The sequence below is a fragment of the Sphingomonas changbaiensis NBRC 104936 genome (assembly GCF_000974765.1).
Lineage (GTDB): Bacteria > Pseudomonadota > Alphaproteobacteria > Sphingomonadales > Sphingomonadaceae > Sphingomonas_B > Sphingomonas_B changbaiensis.
The window spans coordinates 90,764-117,293 of record NZ_BBWU01000029.1 but is presented as its reverse complement, the minus strand read 5'-3'; the positions used below and the strand labels follow the sequence as shown (position 1 = coordinate 117,293).

At 66.4% G+C, this 26,530-nt stretch carries 23 protein-coding genes and 2 pseudogenes; 11 read left to right on the top strand and 14 right to left on the bottom strand.

What is annotated here, in order from left to right:
• Positions 1 to 70 precede the first annotated feature (70 nt).
• From SCH01S_RS07850 to phbB, 4 genes are read left to right on the top strand one after another with little or no spacing between them, the layout of a single operon-like run.
• Complete coding sequence (locus SCH01S_RS07850) at positions 71 to 1,006, top strand: LysR substrate-binding domain-containing protein (RefSeq protein ID WP_052733848.1); 936 nt, start codon at positions 71 to 73, stop codon at positions 1,004 to 1,006.
• Positions 1,007 to 1,027: 21 nt separating this feature from the next.
• Positions 1,028 to 3,250, top strand: coding sequence for a xanthine dehydrogenase family protein molybdopterin-binding subunit (locus SCH01S_RS07845; RefSeq protein WP_046348226.1), 2,223 nt, complete (start codon positions 1,028 to 1,030; stop codon positions 3,248 to 3,250).
• Complete coding sequence (hemH, locus tag SCH01S_RS07840; RefSeq protein ID WP_046348225.1) at positions 3,247 to 4,251, top strand: ferrochelatase; 1,005 nt, start codon at positions 3,247 to 3,249, stop codon at positions 4,249 to 4,251. Before SCH01S_RS07845 ends, hemH begins: the two co-directional genes overlap by 4 nt.
• A 29-nt stretch (positions 4,252 to 4,280) precedes the next feature.
• Positions 4,281 to 5,003: an acetoacetyl-CoA reductase gene (gene phbB / locus SCH01S_RS07835; RefSeq protein ID WP_046348224.1), complete on the top strand. Its 723-nt coding sequence runs from the start codon at positions 4,281 to 4,283 to the stop codon at positions 5,001 to 5,003.
• 39 nt (positions 5,004 to 5,042) lie between these two features.
• Here phbB and SCH01S_RS07830 read toward each other — a convergent pair whose 3' ends face one another.
• On the bottom strand, positions 5,043 to 5,804 hold the full coding sequence (locus SCH01S_RS07830; protein ID WP_046348265.1) for a helix-turn-helix domain-containing protein: 762 nt from the start codon (positions 5,802 to 5,804) through the stop codon (positions 5,043 to 5,045).
• An 86-nt stretch (positions 5,805 to 5,890) separates the two neighbouring features.
• On the opposite strand from SCH01S_RS07830, the gene SCH01S_RS07825 reads away from it, so the two are divergent.
• From SCH01S_RS07825 to guaA, 4 genes are all read left to right on the top strand, one after another.
• Entirely contained in the window at positions 5,891 to 6,124 is a 234-nt protein-coding gene (locus SCH01S_RS07825; protein ID WP_046348223.1) for a ribbon-helix-helix domain-containing protein, read from the top strand.
• Between the two features lie 83 nt (positions 6,125 to 6,207).
• A complete protein-coding gene (locus SCH01S_RS07820; protein WP_245612192.1) occupies positions 6,208 to 8,319 on the top strand; it encodes a prolyl oligopeptidase family serine peptidase in 2,112 nt (703 codons plus the stop codon).
• Positions 8,320 to 8,494: 175 nt separating this feature from the next.
• Positions 8,495 to 9,004 carry a hypothetical protein gene (locus tag SCH01S_RS07815; RefSeq protein ID WP_046348221.1) on the top strand — a complete coding sequence of 170 codons (510 nt, stop codon included), beginning with the start codon at positions 8,495 to 8,497 and terminating at the stop codon, positions 9,002 to 9,004.
• Positions 9,005 to 9,080: 76 nt separating this feature from the next.
• Entirely contained in the window at positions 9,081 to 10,640 is a 1,560-nt protein-coding gene (guaA, locus tag SCH01S_RS07810) for a glutamine-hydrolyzing GMP synthase (RefSeq protein ID WP_046348220.1), read from the top strand.
• Between the two features lie 17 nt (positions 10,641 to 10,657).
• On the opposite strand, the gene SCH01S_RS15810 is transcribed toward guaA, so the two are convergent.
• Positions 10,658 to 11,029: a DUF7662 domain-containing protein gene (locus SCH01S_RS15810; protein WP_052733847.1), complete on the bottom strand. Its 372-nt coding sequence runs from the start codon at positions 11,027 to 11,029 to the stop codon at positions 10,658 to 10,660.
• A 74-nt stretch (positions 11,030 to 11,103) separates the two neighbouring features.
• Here SCH01S_RS15810 and SCH01S_RS07800 point away from each other — a divergent pair, with 74 nt between their 5' ends.
• Entirely contained in the window at positions 11,104 to 11,454 is a 351-nt protein-coding gene (locus SCH01S_RS07800; protein ID WP_046348219.1) for an ArsC family reductase, read from the top strand.
• A 257-nt stretch (positions 11,455 to 11,711) separates the two neighbouring features.
• Here the strand turns inward: SCH01S_RS07800 and SCH01S_RS07795 are convergent, their stop codons facing one another.
• Together SCH01S_RS07795 and SCH01S_RS16860 are read right to left on the bottom strand one after the other, a co-directional pair.
• On the bottom strand, positions 11,712 to 12,200 hold the full coding sequence (locus SCH01S_RS07795) for a YbaK/EbsC family protein (RefSeq protein WP_046348218.1): 489 nt from the start codon (positions 12,198 to 12,200) through the stop codon (positions 11,712 to 11,714).
• An 82-nt stretch (positions 12,201 to 12,282) separates the two neighbouring features.
• Positions 12,283 to 13,497, bottom strand: a complete 1,215-nt coding sequence (locus SCH01S_RS16860; protein WP_245612191.1) for an NF038122 family metalloprotease — start codon at positions 13,495 to 13,497, stop codon at positions 12,283 to 12,285.
• A 194-nt stretch (positions 13,498 to 13,691) separates the two neighbouring features.
• Here SCH01S_RS16860 and SCH01S_RS07785 point away from each other — a divergent pair, with 194 nt between their 5' ends.
• Complete coding sequence (locus SCH01S_RS07785) at positions 13,692 to 15,140, top strand: tetratricopeptide repeat-containing sulfotransferase family protein (RefSeq protein ID WP_084689459.1); 1,449 nt, start codon at positions 13,692 to 13,694, stop codon at positions 15,138 to 15,140.
• Between the two features lie 23 nt (positions 15,141 to 15,163).
• Here SCH01S_RS07785 and SCH01S_RS16765 read toward each other — a convergent pair whose 3' ends face one another.
• The 5 genes and pseudogenes from SCH01S_RS16765 to SCH01S_RS17120 form a co-directional block, all read right to left on the bottom strand.
• Positions 15,164 to 16,099, bottom strand: a complete 936-nt coding sequence (locus SCH01S_RS16765) for a PEP-CTERM domain protein (protein WP_046348216.1) — start codon at positions 16,097 to 16,099, stop codon at positions 15,164 to 15,166.
• 164 nt (positions 16,100 to 16,263) lie between these two features.
• Complete coding sequence (locus SCH01S_RS16760) at positions 16,264 to 16,428, bottom strand: hypothetical protein (protein ID WP_169746372.1); 165 nt, start codon at positions 16,426 to 16,428, stop codon at positions 16,264 to 16,266.
• 40 nt (positions 16,429 to 16,468) lie between these two features.
• Positions 16,469 to 16,789, bottom strand: coding sequence for a hypothetical protein (locus SCH01S_RS07775; protein ID WP_046348215.1), 321 nt, complete (start codon positions 16,787 to 16,789; stop codon positions 16,469 to 16,471).
• 57 nt (positions 16,790 to 16,846) lie between these two features.
• Positions 16,847 to 16,957: pseudogene (locus SCH01S_RS17475) on the bottom strand (PEPxxWA-CTERM sorting domain-containing protein); the annotation flags it as partial.
• A 72-nt stretch (positions 16,958 to 17,029) separates the two neighbouring features.
• Positions 17,030 to 17,875, bottom strand: a pseudogene (locus tag SCH01S_RS17120) (NF038122 family metalloprotease); the annotation flags it as partial.
• Between the two features lie 198 nt (positions 17,876 to 18,073).
• On the opposite strand from SCH01S_RS17120, the gene SCH01S_RS07765 reads away from it, so the two are divergent.
• Complete coding sequence (locus tag SCH01S_RS07765) at positions 18,074 to 19,492, top strand: AMP-binding protein (protein ID WP_157032854.1); 1,419 nt, start codon at positions 18,074 to 18,076, stop codon at positions 19,490 to 19,492.
• Between the two features lie 47 nt (positions 19,493 to 19,539).
• Here SCH01S_RS07765 and SCH01S_RS07760 read toward each other — a convergent pair whose 3' ends face one another.
• The 5 genes from SCH01S_RS07760 to SCH01S_RS07740 form a co-directional block, all read right to left on the bottom strand.
• Positions 19,540 to 19,893 carry a GIY-YIG nuclease family protein gene (locus SCH01S_RS07760; RefSeq protein WP_046348213.1) on the bottom strand — a complete coding sequence of 118 codons (354 nt, stop codon included), beginning with the start codon at positions 19,891 to 19,893 and terminating at the stop codon, positions 19,540 to 19,542.
• 69 nt (positions 19,894 to 19,962) lie between these two features.
• Complete coding sequence (locus tag SCH01S_RS07755; protein WP_046348212.1) at positions 19,963 to 21,405, bottom strand: efflux transporter outer membrane subunit; 1,443 nt, start codon at positions 21,403 to 21,405, stop codon at positions 19,963 to 19,965.
• A complete protein-coding gene (locus tag SCH01S_RS07750) occupies positions 21,402 to 24,590 on the bottom strand; it encodes an efflux RND transporter permease subunit (RefSeq protein WP_046348211.1) in 3,189 nt (1,062 codons plus the stop codon). Before SCH01S_RS07750 ends, SCH01S_RS07755 begins: the two co-directional genes overlap by 4 nt.
• 131 nt (positions 24,591 to 24,721) lie before the next feature.
• On the bottom strand, positions 24,722 to 25,927 hold the full coding sequence (locus SCH01S_RS07745) for an efflux RND transporter periplasmic adaptor subunit (protein ID WP_046348210.1): 1,206 nt from the start codon (positions 25,925 to 25,927) through the stop codon (positions 24,722 to 24,724).
• Between the two features lie 111 nt (positions 25,928 to 26,038).
• On the bottom strand, positions 26,039 to 26,485 hold the full coding sequence (locus tag SCH01S_RS07740; RefSeq protein ID WP_046348209.1) for a MaoC family dehydratase: 447 nt from the start codon (positions 26,483 to 26,485) through the stop codon (positions 26,039 to 26,041).
• Between the last annotated feature and the right edge of the window lie 45 nt (positions 26,486 to 26,530).

Below are 26,530 nucleotides of genomic sequence, written 5' to 3'. Positions count from 1 at the left end.
TGCTCGTTCCGGGGCCGGAACGCCAACAAAGCGGTGGACCGGATGCATAAGCCAGGCTTATAGAAGCCGCATGCGCCGCCTGCCGCCCCTTTCCGCCGTCCGGGTGTTCGAGGCTGCGGCCCGGCATCAGAATTTCACCACCGCCGGGACCGAGCTGGGCATGACCCAGGCGGCGGTCAGCTACCAGATCAAGCTGCTGGAGGAGCGGATCGGCGTCGCCCTGTTCCGGCGGGAGCGGGGGCGGGTTTCGTTGAGCGAGACGGGGCAGCGGATCGGGCCGCTGGTGGCCAAGGCGTTTGATGACCTGGACGCGGCGTTCGGGCTGGCCCGGTCGAGCGGCGAGGGCGTGCTGACGGTCAGCTGCTCGACAACGTTCGGGCCGAACTGGCTGGCCTCGCGGATCGGCGCGTTCCAGCTGAAGGTGCCGGAGATCGCGGTCAGGCTGCACACGTCGAACGCGCTGGTCGATTTCGCGCGCGAAGACGTCGACATCGCGATTCGCGGCGGCAGGGGCGAATGGCCGGGGCTGTGCGCGCATTTCCTGATGCGGATGCCGCTGATGGCGCTGGCGAGCCCCGCCTACCTGGAGAACGCGCCGCCGGTGCGCTCGCCCGACGATGTGATGCGGCTGCAGCGGATCAGCCCGGAAGACGGCTGGTGGCAGCTCTGGCGCGAGCAGATCGGCGGCGATGCGGGCGAGGGTGGCGTGAGCGGCATCCGGATGGACACGCAGATCGCCGAAGGCCAGGCGGCGATCGCCGGCGCGGGCGTCGCGATGCTGAATCCGATCCTGTGGAGGGGCGACATGCAGGCCGGGCGGCTGGTGCCGGTGATCGACGCCGTCGCCTTCGATCCCGGCGATTTCTGGCTGGTCTATCCCGAGCACCACCGCCATTCGCGCAAGATCCGCCTGTTCCGCGACTGGATGCTGGAAACCGTCGCGCAGGAAGCGACGCGCGGCATTGCCGAGCATTATCGCCGCGCCGATGTTGGCGTTGCGGCCTAAGCCTGTTTAGACGCGTCCTTCATGCGCGCCAGCGATGCTCCGCACCCCCAATTCACACGCCGGCGCCTGCTGGTAGGCGGCGGGCTGGGCATCGGGCTGGTGGTGGCCTGGGCGGCGTGGCCGCGCCATTACGAACCGAACCTCGTCGCCGGCCGGGGCGAGCACATCTTCAATGCCTATCTGAAGATTGCCGAAGACGGCCGCGTGATCGTCGCCGTGCCGCAGGCGGAGACCGGGCAAGGCGTGTTCACGACGCTGCCGCAGATCGCCGCCGACGAGCTCGGCGCGGACTGGCGCACCGTCGGCGTCGAGCCGGCGCCCATAAATCCCCTTTATGCCAATACCTTGTTCGTCGAGGAGTTGGCAGCGGACGTGGCGCCGTCGGTTGCGCGCTTCGCCGACAGCTTCGCGACCCGCAGCGCGACGATGGTGACGGCGGGCTCGACCTCGGTCCGCATGTACGAAACGCCGCTGCGCGAAGCGGCGGCTGCGGCGCGGGCGCGGCTGTGCATGGTCGCGGCGCGGCGCTGGGGCATTCAATGGGAAGCGTGCGAGACCGAAAACGGCTTCGTCACGCATGAAGGCAAGAAGCTGCGCTTCGGCGAGCTGGCGGCCGACGCGGCAGAACTGAAGGCCCCGGCCAATCCGCCGCTGCGCCTGACGGCCGGAGAGCGGCTGGCCGGACAGTCGCCGCCGCGCCTCGACGCGCCGGCCAAGCTCGACGGCTCCGCCAACTTCACGGCCGACATCCGGCTGCCGAACATGGTCTTCGCCGCGATCCGCCAGGGTCCGATCGGTGCGACGCGTTACCTGGGTGGCGACAAGGCTGCGGCGGGGAAGGTGCGGGGCGTGTTGCAGATTGTCGAGCGGCCCGACTGGGTCGCCGTCATCGGCCAGACCAGCTGGGCGGCGGACCGCGCGCTCGAACTGATGCGGCCACGGTTCGAGACCAAAGGCGAGCTGGTCAGCGACGAGCTGATCGCCCGTCGTCTCGATGAGGCGCTGGAAGGCGACGGCGATCGTCTGGTCGAACGCGGCGATGTCGGCAAGGCGTTCAAGGGCGCGACGGTCCAGATGGCGCGCTATGCCGTGATGCCCGCCGCCCATGCGTCGCTCGAGCCGGTCACGGCGACGGCGTCGTGGGAAAACGGCACCCTCTCGCTCTGGTTGCCGACGCTCGCGCCCGAAGCCGCGCGGGAAACGGTCGCACGGGCGCTGCGCATCAGCGCGGGCAGCGTGATCGTCCATCCGATGCTGGTCGGCGGCGGGTTTGGCCGTGGCATCGACAGCCAGGCCGCCGTGCAAGCCGGGTTCCTGAGCCGGTTGCTGAAGCGGCCGGTGCAGCTGCAGTGGAGCCGCGCCGAAGACATTCTCCAGGATCGCTTCCGCCCCCCCGCGCTTGGCCAGCTCGCAGGGAAGATCAGCGGCGGCCGGATCGAAGCGCTGCTGACCAAAGTGGCCGCGTCCAGCTATGGCGAGATCGTGGCGAACCGGCTTCTGCCCGAGGCAGGGATCGCACGTGCAATCGTGAACGCCGGCGGTGACGGATTCGCCGTCGCGGGAGCCGAGACACCATACGGCATCGCGCATCTTGCGGTCGATCACCACCCGTCCGATCCGGGCGTGCCGGCCGGCTATTGGCGCTCGGCCGCGCACAGCTACACCTGCTTCTTCACCGAAAGCTTCGTCGACGAACTGGCGCGAATTGCCGGCGTCGAGCCCTTCTCGTTCCGCATGGCGATGCTGGGCGGGCAGCCGCGGCTGGCCCGCTGCCTGTCGACCGTCGCCGCATTGGGCGGCTGGCAAGGTGGCGAACCGGGCACCGGGCAGGGGCTCGCGATCCATTCGGCGCATGGCAGCCATATTGCCGTGTTTGCCGAAGCCCATGCCGAAGGCGTGCGGCTGCGCTGCGACCGGATCGTGGCGGTCGCCGACGTCGGCCGAATGATCCACCCGGACATCGTCCGCCAGCAGATCGAAGGCGGGCTTCTGTTCGGCCTTGCTGGCGCGATCGGCTGCGCACCGGGTTTCGAACGGGGCCTGACGCGGGCGCACCGGCTGGGTCAGCTCAATCTGCCGCGCCTTGCCGGCGCGCCGGATATCACGGTCGAGCTGATGCCGAGCAACGACGATCCGGGCGGGGCGAGCGAACTGGCAGTGCCGCCGGTTGCGCCGGCGCTCGCCAACGCCCTGTTCGCCGCGACCGGCCGGCGGTTTCGCGAATTGCCGATCCGCTTCACATGAGGCCCGAGGGACATCCGCCCGCGCCGCATGGTCGCGTGGGCGTGCTGCTGATCAATCTCGGCACGCCCGACGCGCCGACCGCGCCTGCCGTGCGGCGATATCTCGCCGAGTTCCTGTCCGACCGGCGCGTGGTCGAGATTCCGCCGATCGCGTGGCAGCCGATCCTGCGCGGCATCGTCCTCAACACGCGCCCGAAAAAATCCGCCCATGCCTATGGGCTGGTGTGGACCGAGCACGGTTCGCCGCTCGCCCACTATACGCGCAGCAAGGCGGAGAAGCTGCAGTCATCGCTCGGCGATGGGGTGATGGTCGATTGGGCGATGCGCTATGGCAGTCCCTCGATCGCAGACAAGCTGACGGCGATGATGGCAGCCGGGTGCGACCGTATCCTGCTGGCGCCCATGTATCCGCAATATTGCGCGGCGACGACGGCAACGGCCAACGACAAGGCGTTCGCGGTGCTGTCGGGCCTGCGCTGGCAGCCGGCGCTGCGGACGCTGCCGCCCTATTATGACGACCCGGCCTATATCGGCGCGTTGAAGGCATCGATCGAGCGTGCGGTCGCCGGACTGGATTTCGCGCCCGACCTGATCCTTGCCAGCTTCCACGGCATGCCGCAGCGGACGCTGGCGCTGGGCGACCCGTATCATTGCCACTGCCAGAGGACGGCGCGGCTGCTCGGTGAAGCGCTGGGTCGCGAGGTGCGGATCGCATTCCAGTCCCGTTTCGGTCGCGCCAAATGGCTCGAACCCCCGACCGACCAGGTGCTGCGTGCCTTGCCGGGCGAAGGCATCAGGAAGGTTGCCGTGGTCGCGCCGGGCTTCTCGGTCGATTGTCTGGAAACGCTCGAGGAACTCGCGATCCGCGGCCGGCAGAGCTTCCTTCAGGCGGGCGGCAGCGATTTCGCCTATATCCCCTGCCTGAACGACGGTGACGACGGCATCGCGTTGCTGCGTGGCTTACTTGCGCGTGAACTTGCGGGCTGGGTGGCGCCTTCGTAGGACTTGCCGAAACAAAGGGAGTGGATGTCATGGCACGTGTGGCGATCGTGACGGGCGGAACGCGCGGGATCGGCGAGGCGATCAGCCTTGCGCTTCGGGATGCAGGGGTAACGGTCGCCGCCAATTATGCCGGCAATGAGGAGCGCGCACGCGCCTTCACCGACCGCACCGGCATCAAGGCCTATAAATGGGACGTGGCCGACTTCGACGCGTGCGTCGCCGGCGTCCAGCAGGTCGAAAGCGAGCTTGGCCCCGTCGAGGTGCTGGTCAACAATGCCGGCATCACCCGCGACGGCACGATGAAGCGGATGAACCGCCAGGCCTGGGAAGACGTGATCGACACGAACCTGGGCGGCTGCTTCAACATGGCGAAGGCAGTGTGGGACGGGATGAACGCGCGCAAATATGGGCGCATCGTCAATATCGGCTCGATTAATGGCCAAGCCGGTCAGTACGGGCAGGTCAATTATGCGGCGGCCAAGTCCGGCATCCACGGCTTCACCAAGGCGCTGGCGCAGGAAGGCGCGCGCGCCGGCATCACCGTCAACGCGATCGCGCCCGGCTATATCGATACCGACATGGTCGCCGCGGTGCCGCCCGACGTGCTGGAGAAGATCGTCGCCAAGATCCCGGTCGGCCGGCTTGGCAAGGCAGAGGAGATCGCGCGCGGCGTGACGTTCCTGTGCGCGGAGGATGCCGGATTTGTGACAGGGTCGACGCTGTCGATCAACGGCGGGCAGCATATGTATTGACGGGTAGGCGGGCGGCATAATGCCGCCCGGCCCCGAACATTATTCGATGGTCACGCCGGCAACGCGCCAACCATTGCCTTCGCGCTCAAGGCTGACCTTCTCGATCGCATTCGCCTTGTTTGCGAAGGTCGTGCGAAATTTGACCACTTCATAGCCGTGCGGCGGTGTCGGCACGTCGTCGTGACTGATCATCGTGCGTGAAACCAGCGCGCCGAGCGGCGGGCGGGCCTGTTCCGACACTTCGGCCCAGACTTTGCTGGTGTTGAGCTTTTGGAACGATGCGGTGGTCAGCGCATAGCTTTCCTCCCATTTGCCTTGATCGATCAACATGAGAAACTGCCGCGCGGCCGCCTCAACCTCGGCGGTCCGAGCGGTAGCGGAGGAAGTGTTGTCGGCGGGCGCCTGCATCGCCTGCGGCATGGAGGCAATGGCGGCGAGCGCCAGAATGAGGGACATGAGTGCGACTCCTGCGATGATCCAGGCGGGACGCTTCGCCCCGCCGCCGTTCTCCGGCGATGACTGCTGTCCCACAGCTTCGCCGAGCAGCGCTTCCCCGATTTGCTTGTCCCCCACGGAATAGGGGGCCGCGCCTTCACGTTCGAGCAGCAGGCGCGCGGCTTCCCGGCTGCTCGAAACGGCAAGCTTGCGCCTGGCATCGCGCAGCCGTTCGTTGATTGTATGCACCGAAAGCCCGAGGTGACGCGCCGTCGACTTGGCATCGTGGCCGCGCACGATCAGGCGCAGCGTCTGCTTTTCCTTCTCGGTCAGCGCCGTATAGCCGTCCGTAATATGGTCCCGCATCATCGTATCGATTACGGTTCTCCCGCGACGTCAGCCACCCTCAAAAAATTGTATCTCTGGGGCGCAGCCTATTAGGCTCCTGCGCGATGCCCGTGCCCTACTCGTCCCCCGTCAAGCGCTCGATCACGATCGCCGGTCATCCGACCTCGGTGAGCCTGGAGCCCGTCTTCTGGTCGGCACTGGAGGAAGCGGCGCGCCAGGCTGAGTTGCCGCTTTCCGCGCTGGTCGCCCGTATCGATGCGGAGCGCATCGCCGCGCCTGATCCATCCAATCTCGCCAGCGCGCTCCGCGTCTGGCTTTTCACGCGCGCCCCACGCTAAGTCTTCGCATCCATAACGGGGGTTCCTAAATGCGCCTGCTCGCCCTTGCCCTTCTGCTCACCACTGCGAGTGCTTCCGCCCAGATGACCACGACTGCCGTTTCGCCCACTGCGCTCGCCTATCCCAACACCGAGACCGTGCCGCTGGTTGAGGATCATTTCGGCATCCAGGTGTCGGACCCTTATCGCTGGCTGGAGAACGACGTCCGCCAAGACCAGAAAGTCCGCGACTGGGTGACGGCCGAAAATGGCGTCACCGAGCGCTATCTGGCGACGCTGCCGGCGCGCGACGCGTTCAAGGCGCGGCTGACGGCGCTGTTCGATTATGAGCGGTTCGGCGTCCCTGCGAAGAAGGGCGGGCGCTATTTCTATCAGCACAACAGCGGTTTGCAGAACCAGTCGCCCCTCTATGTTCGCGACAGCGTCGACGGGCCGGCGCGGCTGCTGATCGACCCGAACCTGTGGGCGAAGGACGGGGCGACGGCACTGGCCGAATGGTTGCCCTCTGAAGACGGCCGCCATCTCGCCTATGCTGTGCAGGACGGCGGCACCGACTGGCGGACGATCAAGGTGCTGGATGTCGGGACGGGCAAGGAGACCGGCGACAGCGTCGAGTGGGCGAAGTTCACCGGCCTTGCCTGGGCCAAGGACGGCTCCGGCTTCTTCTATTCGCGTTTCCCGAAGCCCGAAGGGGCGCAGTTCCAGGCGCTGAACGAAAATCACGAAGTCTATTTCCACAAGCTCGGCACGCCACAGAGCGCGGACCGCAAGGTCTTCGCGACGCCCGATCACCCGAAATGGAACAACACTGCCGAAGTGACCGACGACGGCCGCTGGCTGGTGGTCACGTCGTCCGAAGGGACGGACGAGCGGTATCAGGTCAGCGTGATCGACCTGCAATCGGCAGACCTGACGCCACGCACGCTGATTCCGGGTCTCGACAACAATTGGCAGCTGATCGGCAACGCCGGCAGCAATTTCTATTTCCTGACCAACAAGGATGCGCCGCGCCAGCGTATCGTCGCGATGGCGGCTGGCGGCACGGAGCCGCAGCTGCGGGAGATCGTGCCGCAGGATGCGGCCACGCTGCAGGGCGCGTCGATCGTCGGAAATGAGATCGTTGCGTCCTACCTCGTCGATGCGAAGAGCGAGGTGCGGCGATACGGTGTCGACGGCACGCCGAAAGGCAAGCTGGCGCTGCCCGGCATCGGCACGGCGGCGGGTTTTGACGGCGAGGCCGGCGATCCGGAGAGCTTCTTCTCCTTCACCAGCTTCGCGACGCCCACGACCATCTATCGCTATGATGCGAACACAGGGAAGGCGATCGTCTGGGAGCAGCCGAAAGTCGCGTTCAACCCGGCCGATTATTCGGTCGAGCAGCGATTCTATGCGTCGAAGGATGGCACGCGCGTGCCGATGTTCGTGGTGCGGAAGAAGGGGGCAACCGGCCCGGCGCCGACGTTGCTCTACGCCTATGGCGGGTTCAACGCGTCGATGCTGCCGGCTTTTTCGGCCTCGCGCCTCGCCTGGGTGGAGGCGGGCGGCACCTTCGTGCTGGCGAACATCCGCGGCGGCGGCGAATATGGCAAAGCCTGGCACGATGCCGGCCGGCTCGCGCACAAGCAGAACGTGTTCGACGATTTCATCGCCGCCGGCGAGTATCTGAAGAAGGAAGGGCTGACCGGTCCCGACCAGCTCGCGATCCAGGGCGGCTCCAATGGCGGGCTGCTGATCGGGGCGGTCGTCAACCAGCGGCCGGATCTGTTCGCGGCGGCGCTGCCGGCGGTCGGCGTGATGGACATGACCCGCTTCGACCGCTTCACCGCGGGCCGCTACTGGGTCGACGATTATGGCTATCCGTCGAAGGAAGCCGATTTCAGGACGCTCTGGGCCTATTCGCCCTATCACAATGTGAAGGGCGGGCGGGATTATCCGGCGATCCTGGTGACGACGGCCGACACCGACGACCGCGTCGTGCCCGGCCACAGCTTCAAATACACCGCCGCGCTCCAGAATGCCGCGACCGGCCCGAAGCCGCATTTGATCCGCATCGAGACCCGCGCCGGCCATGGCTCCGGCAAGCCGACCGACAAGATCATCGAGGAAACCGCAGACCAGTGGGCGTTCATCGCCAGGTGGACAGGGTTGGAGGTTGGACATCCTCCCCGGAACGGGGAGGGGGACCGCGCCCGCTAGGGCGTGGTGGAGGGGTCGCGAGCGATAGCGAGCCCTACGCCGAACCGGCCCCTCCATCAGCCTGCGGCTGGTCCCCCTCCCCGTTCCGGGGAGGAGCTCGGTTATTCATGCGCCACTCATTTGGAACCGCTATACCGCTCCGGGTTTGTTTCTCGGGGATTTGGGAGTGGTTCCTATGAAGAAGCTGGTTCTGTTCTCGGCGGTGGCGGCGATGGTCAGCAGCACGGGCGCGTCCGCGCAGGTCGTCGATCCCGCCCTGTCACACGACATTGGCCGCGCGGTCGGCCAGGCGGCGGTTGCCGCAGAGCGCGCCGCGGCCGAAGCGCGGATCGCCGCGCGCGAGGCGATGCGCGCCGCACGCCAGGGTTATGCCGAGGGAACGGCCGAGGCCTATGGCTCGGCACCGGCCGGCGGCTATGCCCGCCCGGCGATGATCGACACCGAGGACGAGGCGGTCGACGCCTGCGCGATGGCGGCCGAGGACCGCGGCTATGGCGACGGCTATCGCGCCACCGTCCGCGATATCGACGGTGTCGACCGCCGGCCTGACGGCTGGGACGTCGACGGTTCGCTGGACGCTCGCCGCAGCTGGCGCGACCAGCCGGCCAGCTGGGGCTTCCGCTGCCAGGTGCGGGGCGGCCAGGTGGTGAACGTCGATATCGGGCACGACCTCGCGCGGCGGTAGGCGCGTTCCCCTCCCGCAAGCGGGAGGGGAGGTTTGGGCTTTCCCCTCTCGCCTCTTCTGCTAACAGCCTCGGCGCATGGATACTCATGCGCATGACTCGATCCTGATCATCGACTTCGGCAGTCAGGTTACCCAGCTGATTGCCCGGCGGGTGCGCGAGGCCGGCGTCTATTCCGAGATCGCGCCGTTCAATGCCGCCGCCGAGGCATTCGAGCGGCTGCAGCCGAAAGGCGTGATCCTGTCGGGCGGCCCTTCGTCGGTAATGTGGGAAGATTCCCCGCGCGCGCCGCAGCACATCTTTGATGCCGGGCTGCCGATCCTCGGCATCTGCTACGGCCAGCAGACCATGTCGCATCAGCTGGGCGGGATCGTCGCGCCGTCGGAGAACCGCGAGTTCGGCCGCGCCTATATCGAGATCAGCGGCCGTTCCGCGCTGTTCGACGGCTTGTGGAGCGAAGGCGAGAAGCACCAGGTCTGGATGAGCCACGGCGACCGCGTCGAGCGGCTGCCCGAAGGCTTCAGCGTCGTCGCCCAGTCCGAAGGCGCGCCCTATGCGATTGCGACCGACGAGGCGCGGCGCTTCTACAGCCTGATGTTCCACCCCGAAGTCGTGCACACGCCGGACGGCGGCCGGCTGCTCGCCAATTTCGTGCGCCACATCTGCGGCTGCCCCGGCGACTGGACGATGGCCGAATACCGCCAGACCAAAATCGCCGACATTCGTCAGCAAGTGGGCAAGGGCAAGGTGATCTGCGGGCTATCGGGCGGGGTCGACAGCGCCGTCGCGGCGGTGCTGATCCACGAGGCGATCGGGGACCAGCTCACCTGCGTGTTTGTCGATCACGGCCTGATGCGCAAGGGCGAGGCGGAGCAGGTCGTTGGTCTATTCCGCAACAGCTACAACATCCCGCTGGTACACGTGAACGCGGAGACGCTGTTCCTCTCCGGCCTGAAAGGCGTTTCGGACCCCGAAGCCAAGCGCAAATTCATCGGCAAGACCTTCATCGACGTGTTCGAGGAGGAAGCGAAGAAGATCGGCGGCGCCGATTTCCTGGCGCAGGGCACGCTGTATCCGGACGTGATCGAAAGCGTCAGCTTCACCGGCGGCCCGTCGGTGACGATCAAGAGCCACCACAATGTCGGCGGCCTGCCTGAGCGCATGAACATGAAGCTGGTCGAGCCCCTGCGCGAGCTGTTCAAGGACGAAGTGCGCGAGCTCGGCCGCGAGCTGGGCCTGCCCGATGCGTTCGTCGGCCGGCACCCGTTCCCCGGCCCGGGCCTCGCGATCCGCATTCCGGGCGAAGTGACCAAAGACAAGTGCGACATCCTGCGCAAGGCCGACGCGATTTACCTCGAGGAGATCCGCAACGCCGGTCTGTACGACGCGATCTGGCAGGCGTTCGCGGTGCTGCTGCCGGTCAAGACCGTCGGCGTGATGGGCGACCACCGCACCTACGAGCATGTCTGCGCGCTCCGCGCCGTCACCTCGACCGACGGCATGACGGCGGACATCTTTCCGTTCGACCCCCACTTCCTCGCGCGCGTCGCGACGCGGATCGTCAACGAAGTGCAGGGCATCAACCGGGTGGTCTACGATTTCACGTCGAAACCGCCGGGGACGATCGAGTGGGAGTAAACCGATCTGCGTTACCCTTACGCGCGGATTGTAATCTCGATTGCACTTGCAGGGACCATGAACCTGGCTGCGAGACCTTGCTTAGCCTCTTCGATCGTAAGCGGCTTGATGTAAGGTGCGTCTTTGAAGTCCACGCGATTGCGAACTACACGAGCGAAGGTTACTGACCGCCGCTTCATATCCACATCCTGGGTTTCCCACCCGACTGATTGCCAACCAGCATTCTGGGCATCGTTGCCGTCGAACCGATTGGCCCACCAAGGACGATATTCGAAAGCGCTCTTCGGAAGCGTACCCCCAAGCAGATCATTGATCTGAGAAAAGGTCATTGTCACGGCATCGGCCTGCTGCTCAGAAAGGTGGCGTGCGAGTGGGTCATATTTGGACATGAACTTTCTCCCATACAAATACGCTCGTACTATAAGTGTATTTGTATGTCAATAGCAGAATAACAGGACGAGGTATGAGAGCGACCCTTTACGGCATCAGGAACTGCGACACGGTGAAGAAGGCGCGGGCGTGGCTCGATGGGCGCGGAGTCGCTTACGTGTTCCATGACTACAAGATGGTCGGCGTCGACGAAGCGCGATTGCATGGTTGGGCGGCGGAGCTGGGCTGGGGGACGCTGCTGAACCGCGCCGGGACAACTTTTCGCAAGCTGCCCGAGGCTGACCGGCAGGACTTGGACGAGGACAAGGCGGTCGCGCTCATGGTTGCGCAGCCGTCGATGATCAAGCGGCCGGTGCTGGATCTCGGTGACCGGCGGCTGGTCGGGTTTAAGGAAACAGAGTGGGCTGAGGAGCTCGCAACATAGTCGGCGAGCAGGTGCGTCCAGCTCTGTTCCGAATTCCATCGTCATTCCCGCGAAAGCGGGAATCCCGCTTCTTTGTGCTCTTCGTGTTCTTCGTGCGAGCCAAAATAATCTCGCACGAAGAACACCAAGGACACAAAGAAGCGGAGAAGAAGCGTCATTCCCGCTTTCGCGGGAATGACGGGAGTGGTTCGGAGCAAACCGATCCTGCTCTAGCGGCCCCTCGACAGCGCGCTTTGCGCTCCGCTCGGGACGAGCGATTAGGGTTGGTGCGTGGTCTGGTTCGGGGGGCGGCTGCAGACGTCCGTCCATTCTGCGCCGATCAGGCTGGCCAGCCGCTCCGGCGGCAGCTCGACCGAGCTGGTCAGCGAGCCCGCCGCGGGGAAGACGGTTTCGAATGCCCTCAGCGACAGGTCGCAATAGATCGGCAGCGGCGTCGCGAGCCCGAATGGGCAGACGCCGCCGATGGGGTGGCCGGATACTGCCAGCGTTTCTTCGGGAGACAGCATCCGCGGGCGCTGGCCGAAGGCGGCCTTGGCCTTCGCATTGTCGAGCCGAACGTCGCCGGCGGCGAGCAGCAGCACGATCCGGTCGCCGAAGCGCAGCGCCAGCGTCTTGGCGATCCGCGCTTCCGGCACGCCGAGCGCGAGCGCCGCGTCGCGCACCGTCGCGGTGCTGACGCCGTGATCGATCAGGCGGAGGTCGGGCGCATGTTCGGAAAGCCAGGTGCACGCGGATTCGAACGACATGGCGGCCTGTTAGCGCGACTTGATACAAAAATCGCCGCCGGTCGGGTGACCGGCGGCGACTTTGTTCGGTTACCGTCGACGCTTACGCGAAGGTAACGGCAGTCGTCTGAGACCGGCGACGCATCGCGGCGCCGACGAAGCCGAATCCCGCGATCATCAGCGCCCAGGTCGCCGGCTCCGGCACGCCCATCGCCTGCAGATAGATCTGCGCGGTGCTGCGGGTGTAGCCGAGGTTGTTGAGGACGTCGAAGTTCAGGTTCCAACCCATCGCGTCATACGCGGCCAGGTCGAGGCCCTTCACCACGCCCATTTCCCCGTAGCAGAAGGTCGGGTCGAGGATGCCCAGCTGCTTGAAGCCGCTGCAGCCGCCCTGCGCGCTCGCCGTGTCCTTGAAGTGCGAGGCCTGGCGGCCGTCGCCATTGTAGGCACCCGTCGAGAAGCGCGAGTCGGCGCCGACCTGGGTCAGGCCGCCGTCGATCGAGAAATAGCTCGCGGTGCCGACGGTCAGGTCACGGGTCGGGCCACCGCCCGGCGCCAGGTTGTTCGGATCATTGCTGTACCGGAACATGTCCAGCGCCGAGAAGATCGACGTGTCGTTCAGGTCGTAGCCGAGCGTGCCCGCGCCGGGACCGTTCGGATAGCCGTAAGCATCCAGGAAATCGACGCCCGAGACGAAGCCGAGCGCGTGGCCGATCTCATGGATCGCGACGCCGATGAAGTCCATCTTGCCGGCGGTGATGCCGTCCGTCGGATCGAAATCGAAGTTGAAGTTCGTGCTGAACGTGACGTTGCCGTCGCGCTGGTTGGCGGGACCGTTATAGATGCCGACCGCCTTCTGAACCGACGTGTTCAGATACAGGACCTGGCTGCTGTGAGACGTGCCATCGTCATAGACCTGGATGGCCGTGTCGTTGTTGCCATCGGCGCGCGCGCCGTTGGTGACGAAGCTGGCGCCGCCCTGGGCATTCAGCGTCGGCAGAACGGCGGTCTGGTCGAGCGAGAAGTTGCTGCGGGTCGCGATGACCGCATTCTTCCAGGCGGCAACGGTCGTGTCCGCACGCGTGCTGCCGGTCGAGCCGATCACATTCGGTGCGAGCGGCGCGAACTTGACGCCCAGGTTGATCGTGGCGTTGTTGGCGAGCGTCTTGCCCCAAAAATAGGCGGCAGTCTTGAAGCCTTGTTCAGCCTGCGACCCGGTCACCCCACCAAGGTCGATCAGGTTGATCGTGGCCGCGTCGGCGGTGGACGCAAGCAGTCCCGCTGCGGCAATGCCGCAGAAAAGCATACCCTTCTTCATGTAACCCCTCTTCCCCTTCACCCGGAAATAAGCCCGGGCTGAGCGTGGGAGATTGTCGCGGTGAACAGCCAAGGTCAACGTGCTTAATCAAATATTTACAGTTAACACCGTGACTGTGCCGTTATCGGACAGGGTCGCGCCGACTTGCCGGTTGGCGCTGGCAGAGCAGGGCCGGGCTCCGCTAGAAGAGAGCCATGACCGCTCCCTGGATGACCGATGTCGAAAAGCTGAGGCAGGCGCTGGCGGCCAAGGACAGGGCCGGGGCGAATGACGCCGTCGCCGCGCTCCTCGATGCGAAGGCGCCGCTCGGCCAGCAATGGCGGCAGATCGCCGAACTGATGCGCGTGAGCGGAGAGCTGACGCTGGCGCTGCGGGCGATCGATGCGTTCGTGGCTGCGGCGAAGGGCGCGCCGGCGGCGCGCTACTCCAAGGTCGTGCTGCTCACCCAGGCGGGGCGGCTGCGGGAAGCGCATGAGCTGGCCGAGACGTTGCCGGCGCACATCCCGGACCCGGCGGGACGCGCGTACCTGCTCGGCAACACGGCCCTTACGCTGGGACGGGTCGAGGAAGCCCGTGCCTATCTGCTGACCGCGGTCAAGCATCGGCCCGGCTGGGGCCCGGCCTGGCTGACGCTCTCGTCGAGTGGATCGCTCAAGGACAACCCGATCGGCGAGCAGATGCTGGCCGATCGCGCCGCCGCGGAGCGTCAGCCGGAAGGCGATCTCGCCCGCTATTGGTATGCGGTCGGCAAGCTCCACGCCGATCGCGGCGAGCATGACGACGCGTTCGCGGCCTTCGCGCAGGGCGCCGCCCTGCTGCGCAAGCTCACCCCCTATAGCCGCCAGGGCAACGAAAAGGCGGCGCATGCGGCGATGAGCGGCTTTCCGGCCGGTTTCATCGAAGAGCTGAACAGGCAACAGGGCATCGACACCAGCCGCCCGATCTTCGTGACCGGGCTGCCGCGGTCCGGCACCACGCTGGTCGAGCAGATCCTCGCCAGCCATTCGAGAGTGGCCGACGGCGCGGAACTGAACCTTCTTCATCACGCCGCGGTCGCGACCGGCGGTGTTTCGGGAGAGGCGATCGCGCAGCACCTGGCGGCGGGCGGATCGATCGAGAAGCTGGGCGGCCTTTACCTGCACCTGATGGCGGAGCGGTTCGGGCCGGAAGGACGGATCGTCGACAAGACGATCGACGCCAGCCGCTTCCTGGGCCTCGCATCGTCGATCCTGCCCGAGGCGCCGCTGGTCTGGATGCGCCGCGATCCCCTCGATTCCGCCTGGTCGTGCTTCCGCACCTTCTTCATCCACGGCGTCGCCTGGAGCTATGACCTGACCGACATCGCGCATCACTTCATGCTGGAGGACCGGCTGCTCTCCTTCTGGCAGGAGCGGCTGGGCGAGCGGCTGCTGGTCGTGCCCTATGCCGAACTGGTCGACGCGCCCGAAAGCTGGACGGCGCGCATCGTCAAGCATTGCGGGCTTGGCGAGGAAGCGGGCGTCTATGCCCATCACGAAACCGATCGCGCCGTGGCGACCGCCAGCTCGCTGCAGGTTCGGCGGCCGATCAATCGCGACGGCCTGAACGTCGCCGCGCCCTATCGGAAGCACCTCCAGCCCTTCATCGACGCCTATCGCGGCTGAGGCGCGGGCACCCCGAAGGACGATCAGGCGGGCTTCGGCTTGCGTGTCTTCCTGAGCGCCGCGCCGACCGCTGCGAACCCCGTCAGCATCAGCGCCCATTCGGCGGGCTCCGGCACCGGCGGGGGCGGTGGAGGCGGCGGCGGCGGGGGAGGTGGTGGCGGCGGAGGCGGGGGCGGCGGCCCCATGCCGCCCGGCGTGAACACGCCGACGGTCAGCAGGTTGAAGTTGGTCGCGACCGGCACCGCGTTGCCCTTGCCGGTCGTGGCGGTATCGCTGTCGAACACGTCGAACAGCAGCTGGAACCGGTAATCGTGTCCGCCTTGCAGCGTATTGCCGGGCAGGAACACGCTGGTCGCCGATGGATCGAGCGCGCCCGAGCTGAACTCCGGCATATTATCCGTCAGGTCAAAGATGTCGAAGAACGTCAGTCCGCCCGAGGTCGAGGGATCGGGCGTGAAGCTGTTGAAGCTGATCGTGACGTCCTGGCTCGGATCGAGGTTTTGCAAGGCATCGAAGGTCGACGCGGTCAGCATCGGGCGTGTGCTGGCATAGACGTCGTCCGGCCGCAGGAAGATCGACACCGTGTCGAAATCGGCGGTCAGACCATTGACGACGGTCAGCGTGTAGAGCTCGTTGTTAGGGTAGGCTGCGTCCATCGCGCTCTTCGTGATCGGCGGGCTTCGGTAGCGCTGAAACGCCCCCTGCGGCGACACGCCCGAGCCGTTGAACAGGTATGAATCGACGGAGTTCGACACGTCGCCGCCCTCGAAATCACCCGGATTGGGATAGAAGGCCCGCGCGAGGAAGAAGGCGTTGCTGCCGCCGAACGACGGCGCGATCATCGTCCCGCTTGTCTGATCGAATTGCAGATTCTTGGCGAGATCGGCAGCGGTGATCGCGGCAGCAGTGGCCGGGGTGATCGCGGTGCAAGCGAGGCAGGCGGCGAGCAGCGAGCGCATGGTTCCAACCCCTTATTTCGCGCCCAGGCCCAGGCTGAACGGCGCGTGAATGTTTCGGGAGCCGAACACCCTTACGCATCGCGCGAACTCTGGTTCCGGGCGCCTGCGGGTTGGTCAGGCGGCGGAAAAGGCGCCCGGCGGTGTCGCCGGGCGCCCCGTTCAGGTCATGTCCTGGCGTGGTCGCAGCACGGCATGTCGCAGTCCGGCATGTCGCACGAACCGCAATCGCAGCAGGCGGCGATCGCCTTGTTCACGGCTTCGGGTGCCGCGGCATAGGCGGCCGATCCGGCCGAGAGCAGCGCGAGGGCTGCGATGACGAGTTTCTTCATGATGTGAACTCCTGTTGGAGAAATCGGAATGAACAGACTGTCACCGGGCCCGCGGCGGCGGCGGATCGGGTGGGGTCACGCGCCCGGACAGGCTGGCCAGGCTGGGGCGGAACAGGAGGGCTTCGGCCGGAAGGGGCGCTCGCCCGGCCTGCCGCACGTCGCGGAGTGCCGCGCAGCCGACGCACGTCATCGCGCCGGCATGACCGGCCTTGGTCTTGCCCGGCTGATCGGGGCAGGCATTTTCGCTGTGCGGCGTCTCGGCGGACGCGATCCGCGCCATCGCCATTTCCGGCATCGCGCACCCCATCATCGCGACGGCAAGCGCAGCGCAAAGGGCAATCCAGGCGCGACGAAGGAGCATCGCCGCGACCTTAGCGCGGAAACGGCCGCCTGGCCATCGCCAGGCGGCCACCCTTGATCAGGCAAAGGTCACGTTGGCCCGCTTGCGCCGCCGCACCGCCATGCCCAACAGGCCGAAGCCGCCGAGCATCATCGCCCAGGTCGCCGGCTCGGGCACCGCGGGGCCGCTGATCAGGTAGAATGCCGGCGTCTGCGCGCTGGCGCCGCTGTTGCCGAGATTGCTGCCGCCCCAGCCGAGCACGTCCAGCGCCGTCAGATCGACCGCGGTCAGGTTCTTGCGCTGGCCCTTTGAGATAAAGGCGTCGGAGACGTCGTGCGTGGCGGACGTGGTCAGCCAGTCGCCGCGATCACCGCCGGTGCTGCTGTTGTTGAACGTGGCCAGGCGGGTCCGCCCGCCGTCGATCGAGAAATAGGATGCCTGGTTGTAATTGTAGCTGAGCACGCCCGGCGCGCTGTAGCGGAACAGGTCGAGCGGCGACCGCCAGCTGCCATTGTCGACGCCGCTGATCCGGCCGAGCACTTCCGCCAGCTCGTGCGCGGCGACGGCCTGGAAATCATAGACGCTCGCGGTGGTCTGCGACGGAGTGAACGCATAGCCCGAGGGGCTGCCGGCAAAGCCGATATAAGCGTCGGGCGAGCTTTGTGTCCCCGATACGATGCCGAGCGCCTTGGCGTTGGCCGAGGTGATCGCGAAGTTGGTCGGGCCCGAGGTGAGCGACGCCGGCATCGAACGCAGCGCGGTCGCCAGCGACGTGTCCGACGGGTTGCTCTGCGATGCGCGGGTCAGATAGCTCTTCACCTGCGAATAATTGAAATAGCCGTAGAGATTGTTTGAGCTCGCGCCGACCGCCGTGCTCGGCAGCGGCGAGCCGGCGACCTTGCCCCAGCTCACGCCGACATTGACCGTGACCGGCGAGACGAAGGACTTCGCATAGTCGTTCGCGATCGTGTTGAACGCGCTCTGGATTTGCGCCGAATTCGAAAGCGACGTGATGCTGCTGTCATAGATCGGCCTGATGACCAGCGCGGACGCCGGCGCCGACACAAGCACGGCTGTGGCGCTGGCGGCAAGCAATGAAACACGCATGATGTGGACCCCGGAATTCTGCGCCGTTCCTGCCGAGCGACGCTCGCGCCCAGATTAGGAAGTCTTGCACTAAATCAAATGTTTGGTCGCCAAGCTGCGCTGAATTTCCGACTATCGGCGGGCGTATTCGATTTTTTCGGTAGGACTCCGGGAACGAGCGCGGCTTGACGGAGCCGAAGTGCCGGCGGATCGGGACTTGTGATCCAGAGTCTCTTCCCCACTCTTCGCGCCGGGTTTCGCGGCGACCTGTTCCGGCCCGCGCTGATCGAGGCTTCGGGCGCTGTGCTGTCCTATGCCGACCTGCTGGCCCGGTCCGGTGCAATGGCGGCGGCGCTTCTCGCCCGCGGCCTCAAGGCCGGCGACAGGATCGTGGTGCAGACGTCCAAATCCGTGGACGCGCTGCTGCTTTACCTGGCGGCGCTGAGGGCGGGCATCGTCTATGTGCCGCTGAATCCGGCCCACACCCGTGCGGAGCTGGACTATTTTCTTGAGGATGCGGAGCCGGGGCTGTTCGTCGACGATGCGGAGCTGGCGCGGCTGGCGGCGGCACCGGTGGCGGACTTTGCCGAGCCGGCGCTCGGGCCGGACGACCTGGCCGCGATCCTCTACACGTCGGGCACGACCGGGCGGTCCAAAGGCGCGCTGCTGAGCCAGGGAAATCTGGCGTCGAATGCGGCGACGCTGATCCGGGAATGGCGGTTCACGGAAGCGGACCGGCTGATCCACGCGCTGCCGATCTTCCATGTCCATGGCCTGTTCGTCGCGACGCACTGCGTGATCGGATCGGGCGCGGCGATGCTGTGGCAGCCAGGGTTCGACGCCGATGCGATCGTACGCGCGCTTCCCGACGCGAGCGTGCTGATGGGCGTGCCGACCTTCTATACCCGGCTGCTGGCGAAGGACGGGCTGACGCCGGACCTTTGCGGCAATATGCGGCTGTTCGTCTCCGGATCGGCGCCGCTTTCGGCGGAGACGCACCGGGAGTGGCAGGCGCGGACCGGGCACCGCATTCTCGAACGCTATGGCATGACCGAGACGGGCATGCTGAGCTCCAACCCTTATGACGGCGATCGCCGCGCCGGGAGCGTCGGGCCGCCTCTGCCGGGCGTGGCGATTCGGATCGCCGGGGCAGATGCGGACGGCGTCGGCGGGATCGAAGTGAAAGGGCCGAACGTCACGCGCGGCTATTGGCGGAACGCGGAGAAGACGGCGGAGGCGTTTACCGCGGACGGTTGGTTCGAGACCGGCGACCTCGGCCGGTTCGACGGCGACGGCTATCTGTGGATCGTCGGGCGCGCCAAGGACCTGATCATCTCGGGCGGGTTCAACGTGTACCCCGCCGAGGTGGAAGCGGCGATCGAAGTGCTGGACGGCGTGGCCGAGGTCGCGGTGATCGGCGCGCCGCATCCCGATTTCGGCGAAGGCGTGGTCGCGGTGGTGGTGCCGCGTGCGGGCGCGGAGGTCTCGCCCCACGCCGTGAGTGACGCGCTGCGCGAGACGCTCGCGGCATACAAGCGGCCGAAGACCGTGCTGATCCGCGACGCCCTGCCTCGCAACGCAATGGGCAAGGTGGAGAAAGCGGTGCTGAGGCGGGAACTGGCGAGCGCGTTTGACTGAAGAATCCAGGCCGTCGGCTCACGCAGATTGGACGTTATGTAATCTCGTCATCCTGGGCTTGACCCGGGACCGACCTGCTTTTCGACGCCAGGCGTTCGCAACAGAGGCTCAAATCCGAAATCCTCGGCCAGGTCGCGCCACGTCGGATTGTCGGCCTCGATCAGCGCATATTTCCACTCACGCCGCCAGCGCTTGATCCGCTTCTCCCGCACGATTGCCTCTTCCATCGTTGCGTGAATCTCGAACCAGACCAATCGCTTGCAACCGTGTTCGGCGGTAAATCCGCGAAAAGTTCCGTTCCGATGCTGATAAACGCGGCCGGGCAGGTTCGACGTGACGCCGGTGTAAAGCGTGCCATGAAAGCTGTTTGTGACGATATAGACCGCAGGCGTACGTTCCACAGCCACAAGGAAGAAGAAGGTAGGTCCCGGGTCAAGCCCGGGATGACGACGGTCAAGCCCGGATGAGGGTCAGGGCGTCTGCGGTACCGGGCCATCCGAGGTGGCGTCGAGTTGAGAGTCGCCGCCCAGGGTGCGGTAGAGCTGGACCAGGTTCTGGATCTTGAGGAGGCGGGTGGCGACCAGCGTGCGTTCGGCGCTGTAATAGCTGCGCTGCGCGATCAGCGTGTCGAGGAACGGGTCGATGCCACCGCGGAAGCGCGCTTCGCTGAGCTGATAATTATCCTGGGCGGCCGCGAAGAAATTGCGCTGGGCCCGGAGCTGTTCGTCGATCGTGCCGCGGCGGGCGAGGGCGTCGGAGACTTCGCGGAAGGCGGTCTGGATCGCGCTTTCGTACTGCGCGACCGCGGCGTCGCGCTGGGCCTGGGTCAGGCGGACATTGGCCTTTGCGGCGCCCCCCTGGAAGATCGAATAGCTCGCCTGCGGGCTGATCGACCAGTTGAAGCTGCCGCCCGAGAACAGGTTCGACAGTGCCGTGCTCGCGAAGCCCAGCACCGCGGTCAGGCTGATCCGCGGGAACAGCTCGGCACGGGCTGCGCCGATCTCTGCATTGGCGGCGCGGAGATTGTATTCGGCCTGCACCACATCGGGGCGGCGCAGCAGGATCGTCGAATCGAGCCCGGCGGGCAGTTCGGCGACGCTGTTCTCGACCTCGGCAATCGAGGCTGGAAGCAGGGCGGGATCGACGGGCGCGCCGACCAGCAGCTGCAGCAGGTTGGCGTCCTGCGCGAGATTGGTCCGGCTTTGGGCGACGTCGGCGCGCGCCTGCTCGAGCGTCTGCTCGGCCTGGCGCAGGTCGGTGCGGGGCGCGATGCCGCCGTTCAGGCGGGCGCGGGTGAGATCGACCGATCGCTGGGCGGACGCGACCGTGCGCTCGCCGACGGCCAGCAGGTCCTTGTCCGCCGCGTAGGTGAACCAGGCATTGGCGATGTCGCCGACCAAAGTGAGGCGCGTCGCGCGGGCACCGGCTTCGGTCGCGAAATAGCGGTTCTGCGCCGCTTCCGAGAGCGCGCGGATGCGGCCGAACAGGTCGAGCTCGAACGCGGTGATGCCGCCCTGCACGCTGTAGGTCGTGCGCCGGCCCGAGGCTGCGCCGCCGACGCCGCTCTGGGCGCCGCTGCCGCGATCGGCCTCGGTATAGGTCGCGTTGGCGCCGATGTCCGGCAGGATCTGCGCGCGCTGGATGCGGTACTGCTCGCGCGCGGCGGCGATGTTGGCGGCCGCGAGGCGCAGGTTGCGGTTGTTGACGAGCGCCTCCTCGATGATCCGCTGCAGGCGCGGGTCGCGGAAGATGTCGCGGTAGGTGACTGCCGGCAGCGCCGCCTCGCTCTGGCGGAGATAGGCGTCGCCGACCGGCCAGGATTGCGGCACCGGCGGCGCGGGCCGCTCGTAATGCGGAATCATCGAGCAGCCCGGCAGGCTGACGATCAGGGCGAGGGCGACGGCGCGCTTCATGCCGCACCCTCCGCGCGGTGCCGGCGGCGTTCGCGGAACCAGGCGAGCGTGTCGCGCGTGCCGCGGCGGACCAGCACGAAGAACAGCGGGATGTAGAAGATCGCCAGGATGGTCGCGGTCAGCATGCCGCCGATCACGGAGGTGCCGATCGCAACGCGGCTCTTGGCGCCCGCGCCGGTCGAGATCGCGAGCGGCAGCACGCCGAAGATGAAGGCAAGGCTGGTCATCAGGATCGGCCGCAGGCGGATGCGCGCGGCTTCCAGGGCGGAGTCGATGACGCGCTTGCCGGCCTTTTCGGCGGCTTCGGCAAACTCGATCATCAGAATCGCGTTCTTGGAGGCGAGGCCCATCGTCGTCAGCAGGCCGATCTGCAGATAGACGTCGTTTTCAAGGCCGCGCAGCGTCACCGCGAACACGGCGCCGACCAGGCCGAGCGGCACGATCAGCAGCACCGCCACCGGGATCGACCAGCTTTCGTAGAGAGCGGCGAGGCAGAGGAACACGACCAGCAGCGACAGGCCGTAGAGCAAAGGCGCCTGCCCGGTCGACAGGCGTTCCTGATACGACAGGCCGCTCCAGGCCACCGACACGCCCGGAAGCTGCGACGCGAGCTCCGCGATCCGGTCCATTGCCTCGCCCGAGCTGGCGCCCGGCGCCGCCTGGCCCTGGATTTCATAGGCCGGCACGCCGCCGAAGCGGCCAAGCGAAACGGGGCCCGTCTGCCACGACGTGGTCGCGAACGACGAGAAGGGCGCCATCTCGCCCGTTTTGCCGCGAACGAACCACTGGCTCAGATCTTCCGGCGCCGATCGGAAGGGCGCGTCGCCCTGGACATAGACGCGCTTGACGCGACCGCGGTCGACGAAGTCGTTCACATAGCGGCCGCCCCAGGCGGTCGAGAGCGTGCTGTTCACGTCGGTCTGGGCCAGCCCGAGAACAGAGAGCTTCTGCTGGTCGATATCGACGTGCAGATTGGGCGTGTCGGGAAGCTCGCTGGGCCGCACGCCGGTCAGCTTCGGGTCGTTCTCGGCCATTTGCAGCAGGCGGTCGCGCGTCGCCTGAAATTCGTCGCGGGTGAGGCCGCCGGTATTCTGGAGTTCCAGCGTGAAGCCGTTGGATTGGCCGAGGCCGCGGATCGCGCCCGGCACCAAAGCGAACACCTGCGCGTCGCGCAGGCCGCCGAACGCCCGGCTCATCCGCTCGGTGATCGCGTCGGCGCCGTTCTGCTTGCCCGGCCGTTGGTCCCAATCCTTCAGGTTCAGGAAGGCGTTGCCCGCATTCTGGCCGGACGGACCGCCGCCGCCGCCGCCCGCAACCGTGAACAGCACGTTGATGTTCTTCGATTCCGGGCCGCGCAGCAGATAATCCTCGACCCGCTTCTGAATCTCCTGCGTGCGCGCAAGCGTCGCGCCCGGCGGCAGGCGGATCTGCGCACTGGCGAAGCCCTGGTCCTCCGTGGGCAGGAAGCTGGTCGGCAGCCGGAAGAACAGAATCACCAGCAGCACGGCGGTGAGCGCATAAATGCCGAGGAAGATCAGCTTCCTGTCGATCACCCGCTGCACGCCCACCGTGTAGCGATCGACCATCGTCGCAAAGCCGGTGTTGAACCGTTCACGTGCGCGCTCGGTCGCTGCCGCCAGCCGCGGGAAGCGTTTGGAATGGACGGTGCCGTCGTGCTCGCGGCGTTTCAGCAGCGTCGCCGTCAGCGCCGGACTGAGCACCAGGGCGACGATCACCGACAGCACCATGGCCGAGACGATCGTAAGCGAGAATTGGCGATAAATGACGCCGGTCGAGCCGCCGAAAAACGCCATCGGCAGGAACACGGCAGACAACACCATCGCGATCGCGATCAGCGCGGTCGAGATTTCACTCATCGACTGGATCGTCGCCTCGCGCGGCGTCATCTCGGGATTCTCGTCGAGCAGGCGCTCGACATTCTCCACCACCACGATCGCATCGTCGACGAGCAGGCCGATCGAGAGCACCAGCCCGAACAGGGTCAGCGTGTTGATCGAAAAGCCCGCGATCGCGAACACGCCGAACGTGCCGAGCAGCACGACGGGAACGGCGATCGCCGGAATGAGAGTCGCACGCCAGCTCTGCAGGAAGACGAACATGACGATGACGACGAGGAGGATCGCCTCGAACAGCGTCTTCACCACCTCATCGATCGACAGCTTGATGAAGGCCGTCGAATCGTTCGGATAGGCATAGGCGAAGCCGGGCGGGAAATTCTTCGACTGGCTGGCGACTTCCGCCTTCACCAGCTCCGCCGTGGTGAGCGCGTCGGCGCCGGGCGCGAGCGAGACCGCGAAGCCGGCGCCCGGATGGCCATTCACGCGGATGATCGAATTGTAGTTCTCCGAACCAAGCTCGACCCGGGCGACATCGCCTAGGTGAACGGTGGCGCCGTCCGGCTGCGTCTTCAGGATGATGTCGCGGAATTGTTCCGGCGTCTGCAGCCGCGACTGGGACGTGACCGTCGCGTCCAGCATCTGCGTCGCCGGCATCGGCTGCGCGCCGATCTCGCCCGCCGTGATCTCGGTATTCTGCGCCTGGACAGCCGCGACGACGTCGCTCGGCATCAGCTGGAAGGCAGCCAGCTTGGCGGGATTTAGCCAAATCCGCATCGCATATTGCGAGCCGAACACATTGGTGTCGCCGACGCCGGGCAGGCGGCTGATCGGGTCCTGAAGGTTCGACGACAGCCAGTCGGACACGTCGCGATTGGTCTGACGGTCGGTCGTGTCGTAGACGGCGACGATCATCAGGAAGTCGGGGTTCGACTTGCTGACGCGCAGCCCCTGCTGCTGGACCTGCTGCGGCAGCCGCGGCAGCGCCTCCTGCACCCGGTTCTGGACCTGGACCTGCGCCGTGTCGGGGTCGGTGCCTTTCTTGAACGTCAGGCTGATGCCGACCGAGCCGCGCGAGGAGGAGGTCGAGGTGAAATAGAGCAGCCCGTCGATGCCCGAAAGCTGCTGCTCGATGACCTGGGTGACGCTGTTTTCGACCGTCTGCGCGTTCGCGCCGGGGTAATTGGCGCGGATATTCACCTGCGGCGGTGCGATGTCCGGATATTGCTCGATGGGGAGCGAAAACACGCTGCCGAGCCCGACCAGCATGATCAGGATCGCGATCACCCACGCGAAGATCGGGCGGTCGATGAAGATGCGGGAGATCATCGGCGGGACCTACGCAAACGCATCGTCACCCCGGACTTGATCCGGGGTCCATCTTCCTTCTGTCCCGCCGCCGGGAAGAAGGTGGATCCCGGCTCAAGGCCGGGATGACAGGACATTCCCGCGTTCAATGTTCAGCCCCGCCGCCCGCCGTGGCGGCCGCCGGGCGCCGGACGGTTCGGGTCGATCTTCTGCGGGGTGCTGGCGGGAACGGCGTGGACCGGCTGATTCGCCCGCACCTTGTTCAGGCCCTGGGTGATGATCTTGTCGCCGGGATTGAGCCCCTCGGTGACGACCCAGAACGGGCCCTGCGTGCGCTCGGTCTTGACGGTCTTCTGAATCGCCCGGTTCTTAGGCCCGACGACCATCACCGTCGCGTTGCCCTGCGGATCGCGGCTGACGGCTTCCTGCGGCACCAGGAAGGCGCGCGTGTCGATCGCCTGGGCGAAGACCGCGCGCACGAACATGCCGGGCAGCAACACGCCCTTGGGATTGGGGAATGACGCGCGCAGCGTGACGGTGCCGGTGTTCGGGTCGACGACGACTTCGGCGAACTCGATCGTGCCGGCGAGCTCGTAATCGCTGCCGTCCTCCAGCTTCAGGTGGATCGCAGCCTTTGCCGGCATCACATCGCCCCGGGCGAGCGACCGACGGAGCGCGAGCAGCTGTGCCGTCGATTGCTGGATATCGACATAGATCGGATCGAGCTGCTGGATCGTCGCCAGCGGGTCGGCCTGGTTGGCGGTGACCAGCGCGCCGACGGTCACCGCCGAACGCCCGATCCGGCCGCTGATCGGCGCCGGCACCCGCGTGAAATTCAGGTTGATCTTCGCCGTCTGGAGTGCCGCCTTTTGCTGCTCCACCGCGGCAGCCGTCTGACGCGCCTGAGCGGCGGCGTTGGTATATTCCTGCTGGCTGACCGCCTGCATCTGGGCGAGCGGCTTGTAGCGATTGGCGAGCGTGCGCGCCGCTTCGGCATTCGCCTGCGCGGCCGAGACATTCGCTTCTGCCTGGGCCGCGCTGGCGCGGTAGAGGCTTGGATCGATCTGATAGAGAGTCTGGCCGGCGTGGACGAAGCTGCCTTCGGTGAACAGCCGCTTCTGGATGACGCCCGACACCTGGGGGCGAACTTCGGAGACGGCGTGCGGCACGGTGCGGCCGGCGAGCTCCGTGGTCATTGCGACGGCGGTCGGCTGGACGACGACGAAGCCGACTTCGGGCGTGCCGCCCTCGCGGCCGCCAGCTCCGCGGCCGCCCTTCGTTTCCGACGAACTGCCGCAGCCAGCGAGGACCGCGATTGCCAGGAAAAGGGAGAGTGCCGACGCCGCGCCTTTGTACATTATGTCTGAAATCCGGAACGAGTCGACACGGCCGTCCCCGTTAATGAATCCACGCGATAAGTCGAGACGGCGCGCCCTGGTTCCCGGACGTTCATCGCACCCTTTGGACGTTCAACCCGGCCGGCGGCGGATCAGCCCGATCGAGGTCAGCGTCATCACGGGTTTGTCATGTTGATTGAACACGGTCGTGCGGCCCCGGTACGATCCCATGTCCGGCCGGCTTCGGGACGGCGTCTTGTCCAGAACCTCGCTTTCGGCACGAAGCGTGTCGCCGGGATAGACGGGCTTAAGCCATCGCAGCTCGTCGATGCCCGGCGAGCCGAGCCCGGCCTGCTGCTCGGTCTTCATATGATCGACCAGCATCCGCATCAGCATCGCGCAGGTGTGCCAGCCGGATGCGGAGAGGCGGCCGAAATAGGTCTGGGCGGCGGCGTCGTCGGACAGGTGAAAAGGCTGCGGATCGTATTTCGACGCGAACGCGATCACTTCGTCGCGCGTCACTTCATAGCGGCCGAATCTGGAGCGCGCGCCGACCTCGATATCTTCCCAGTAACGCAAATTCCCCTCCCGCTTGCGGGAGGGATAAGGGGTGGGCGAGCCCCG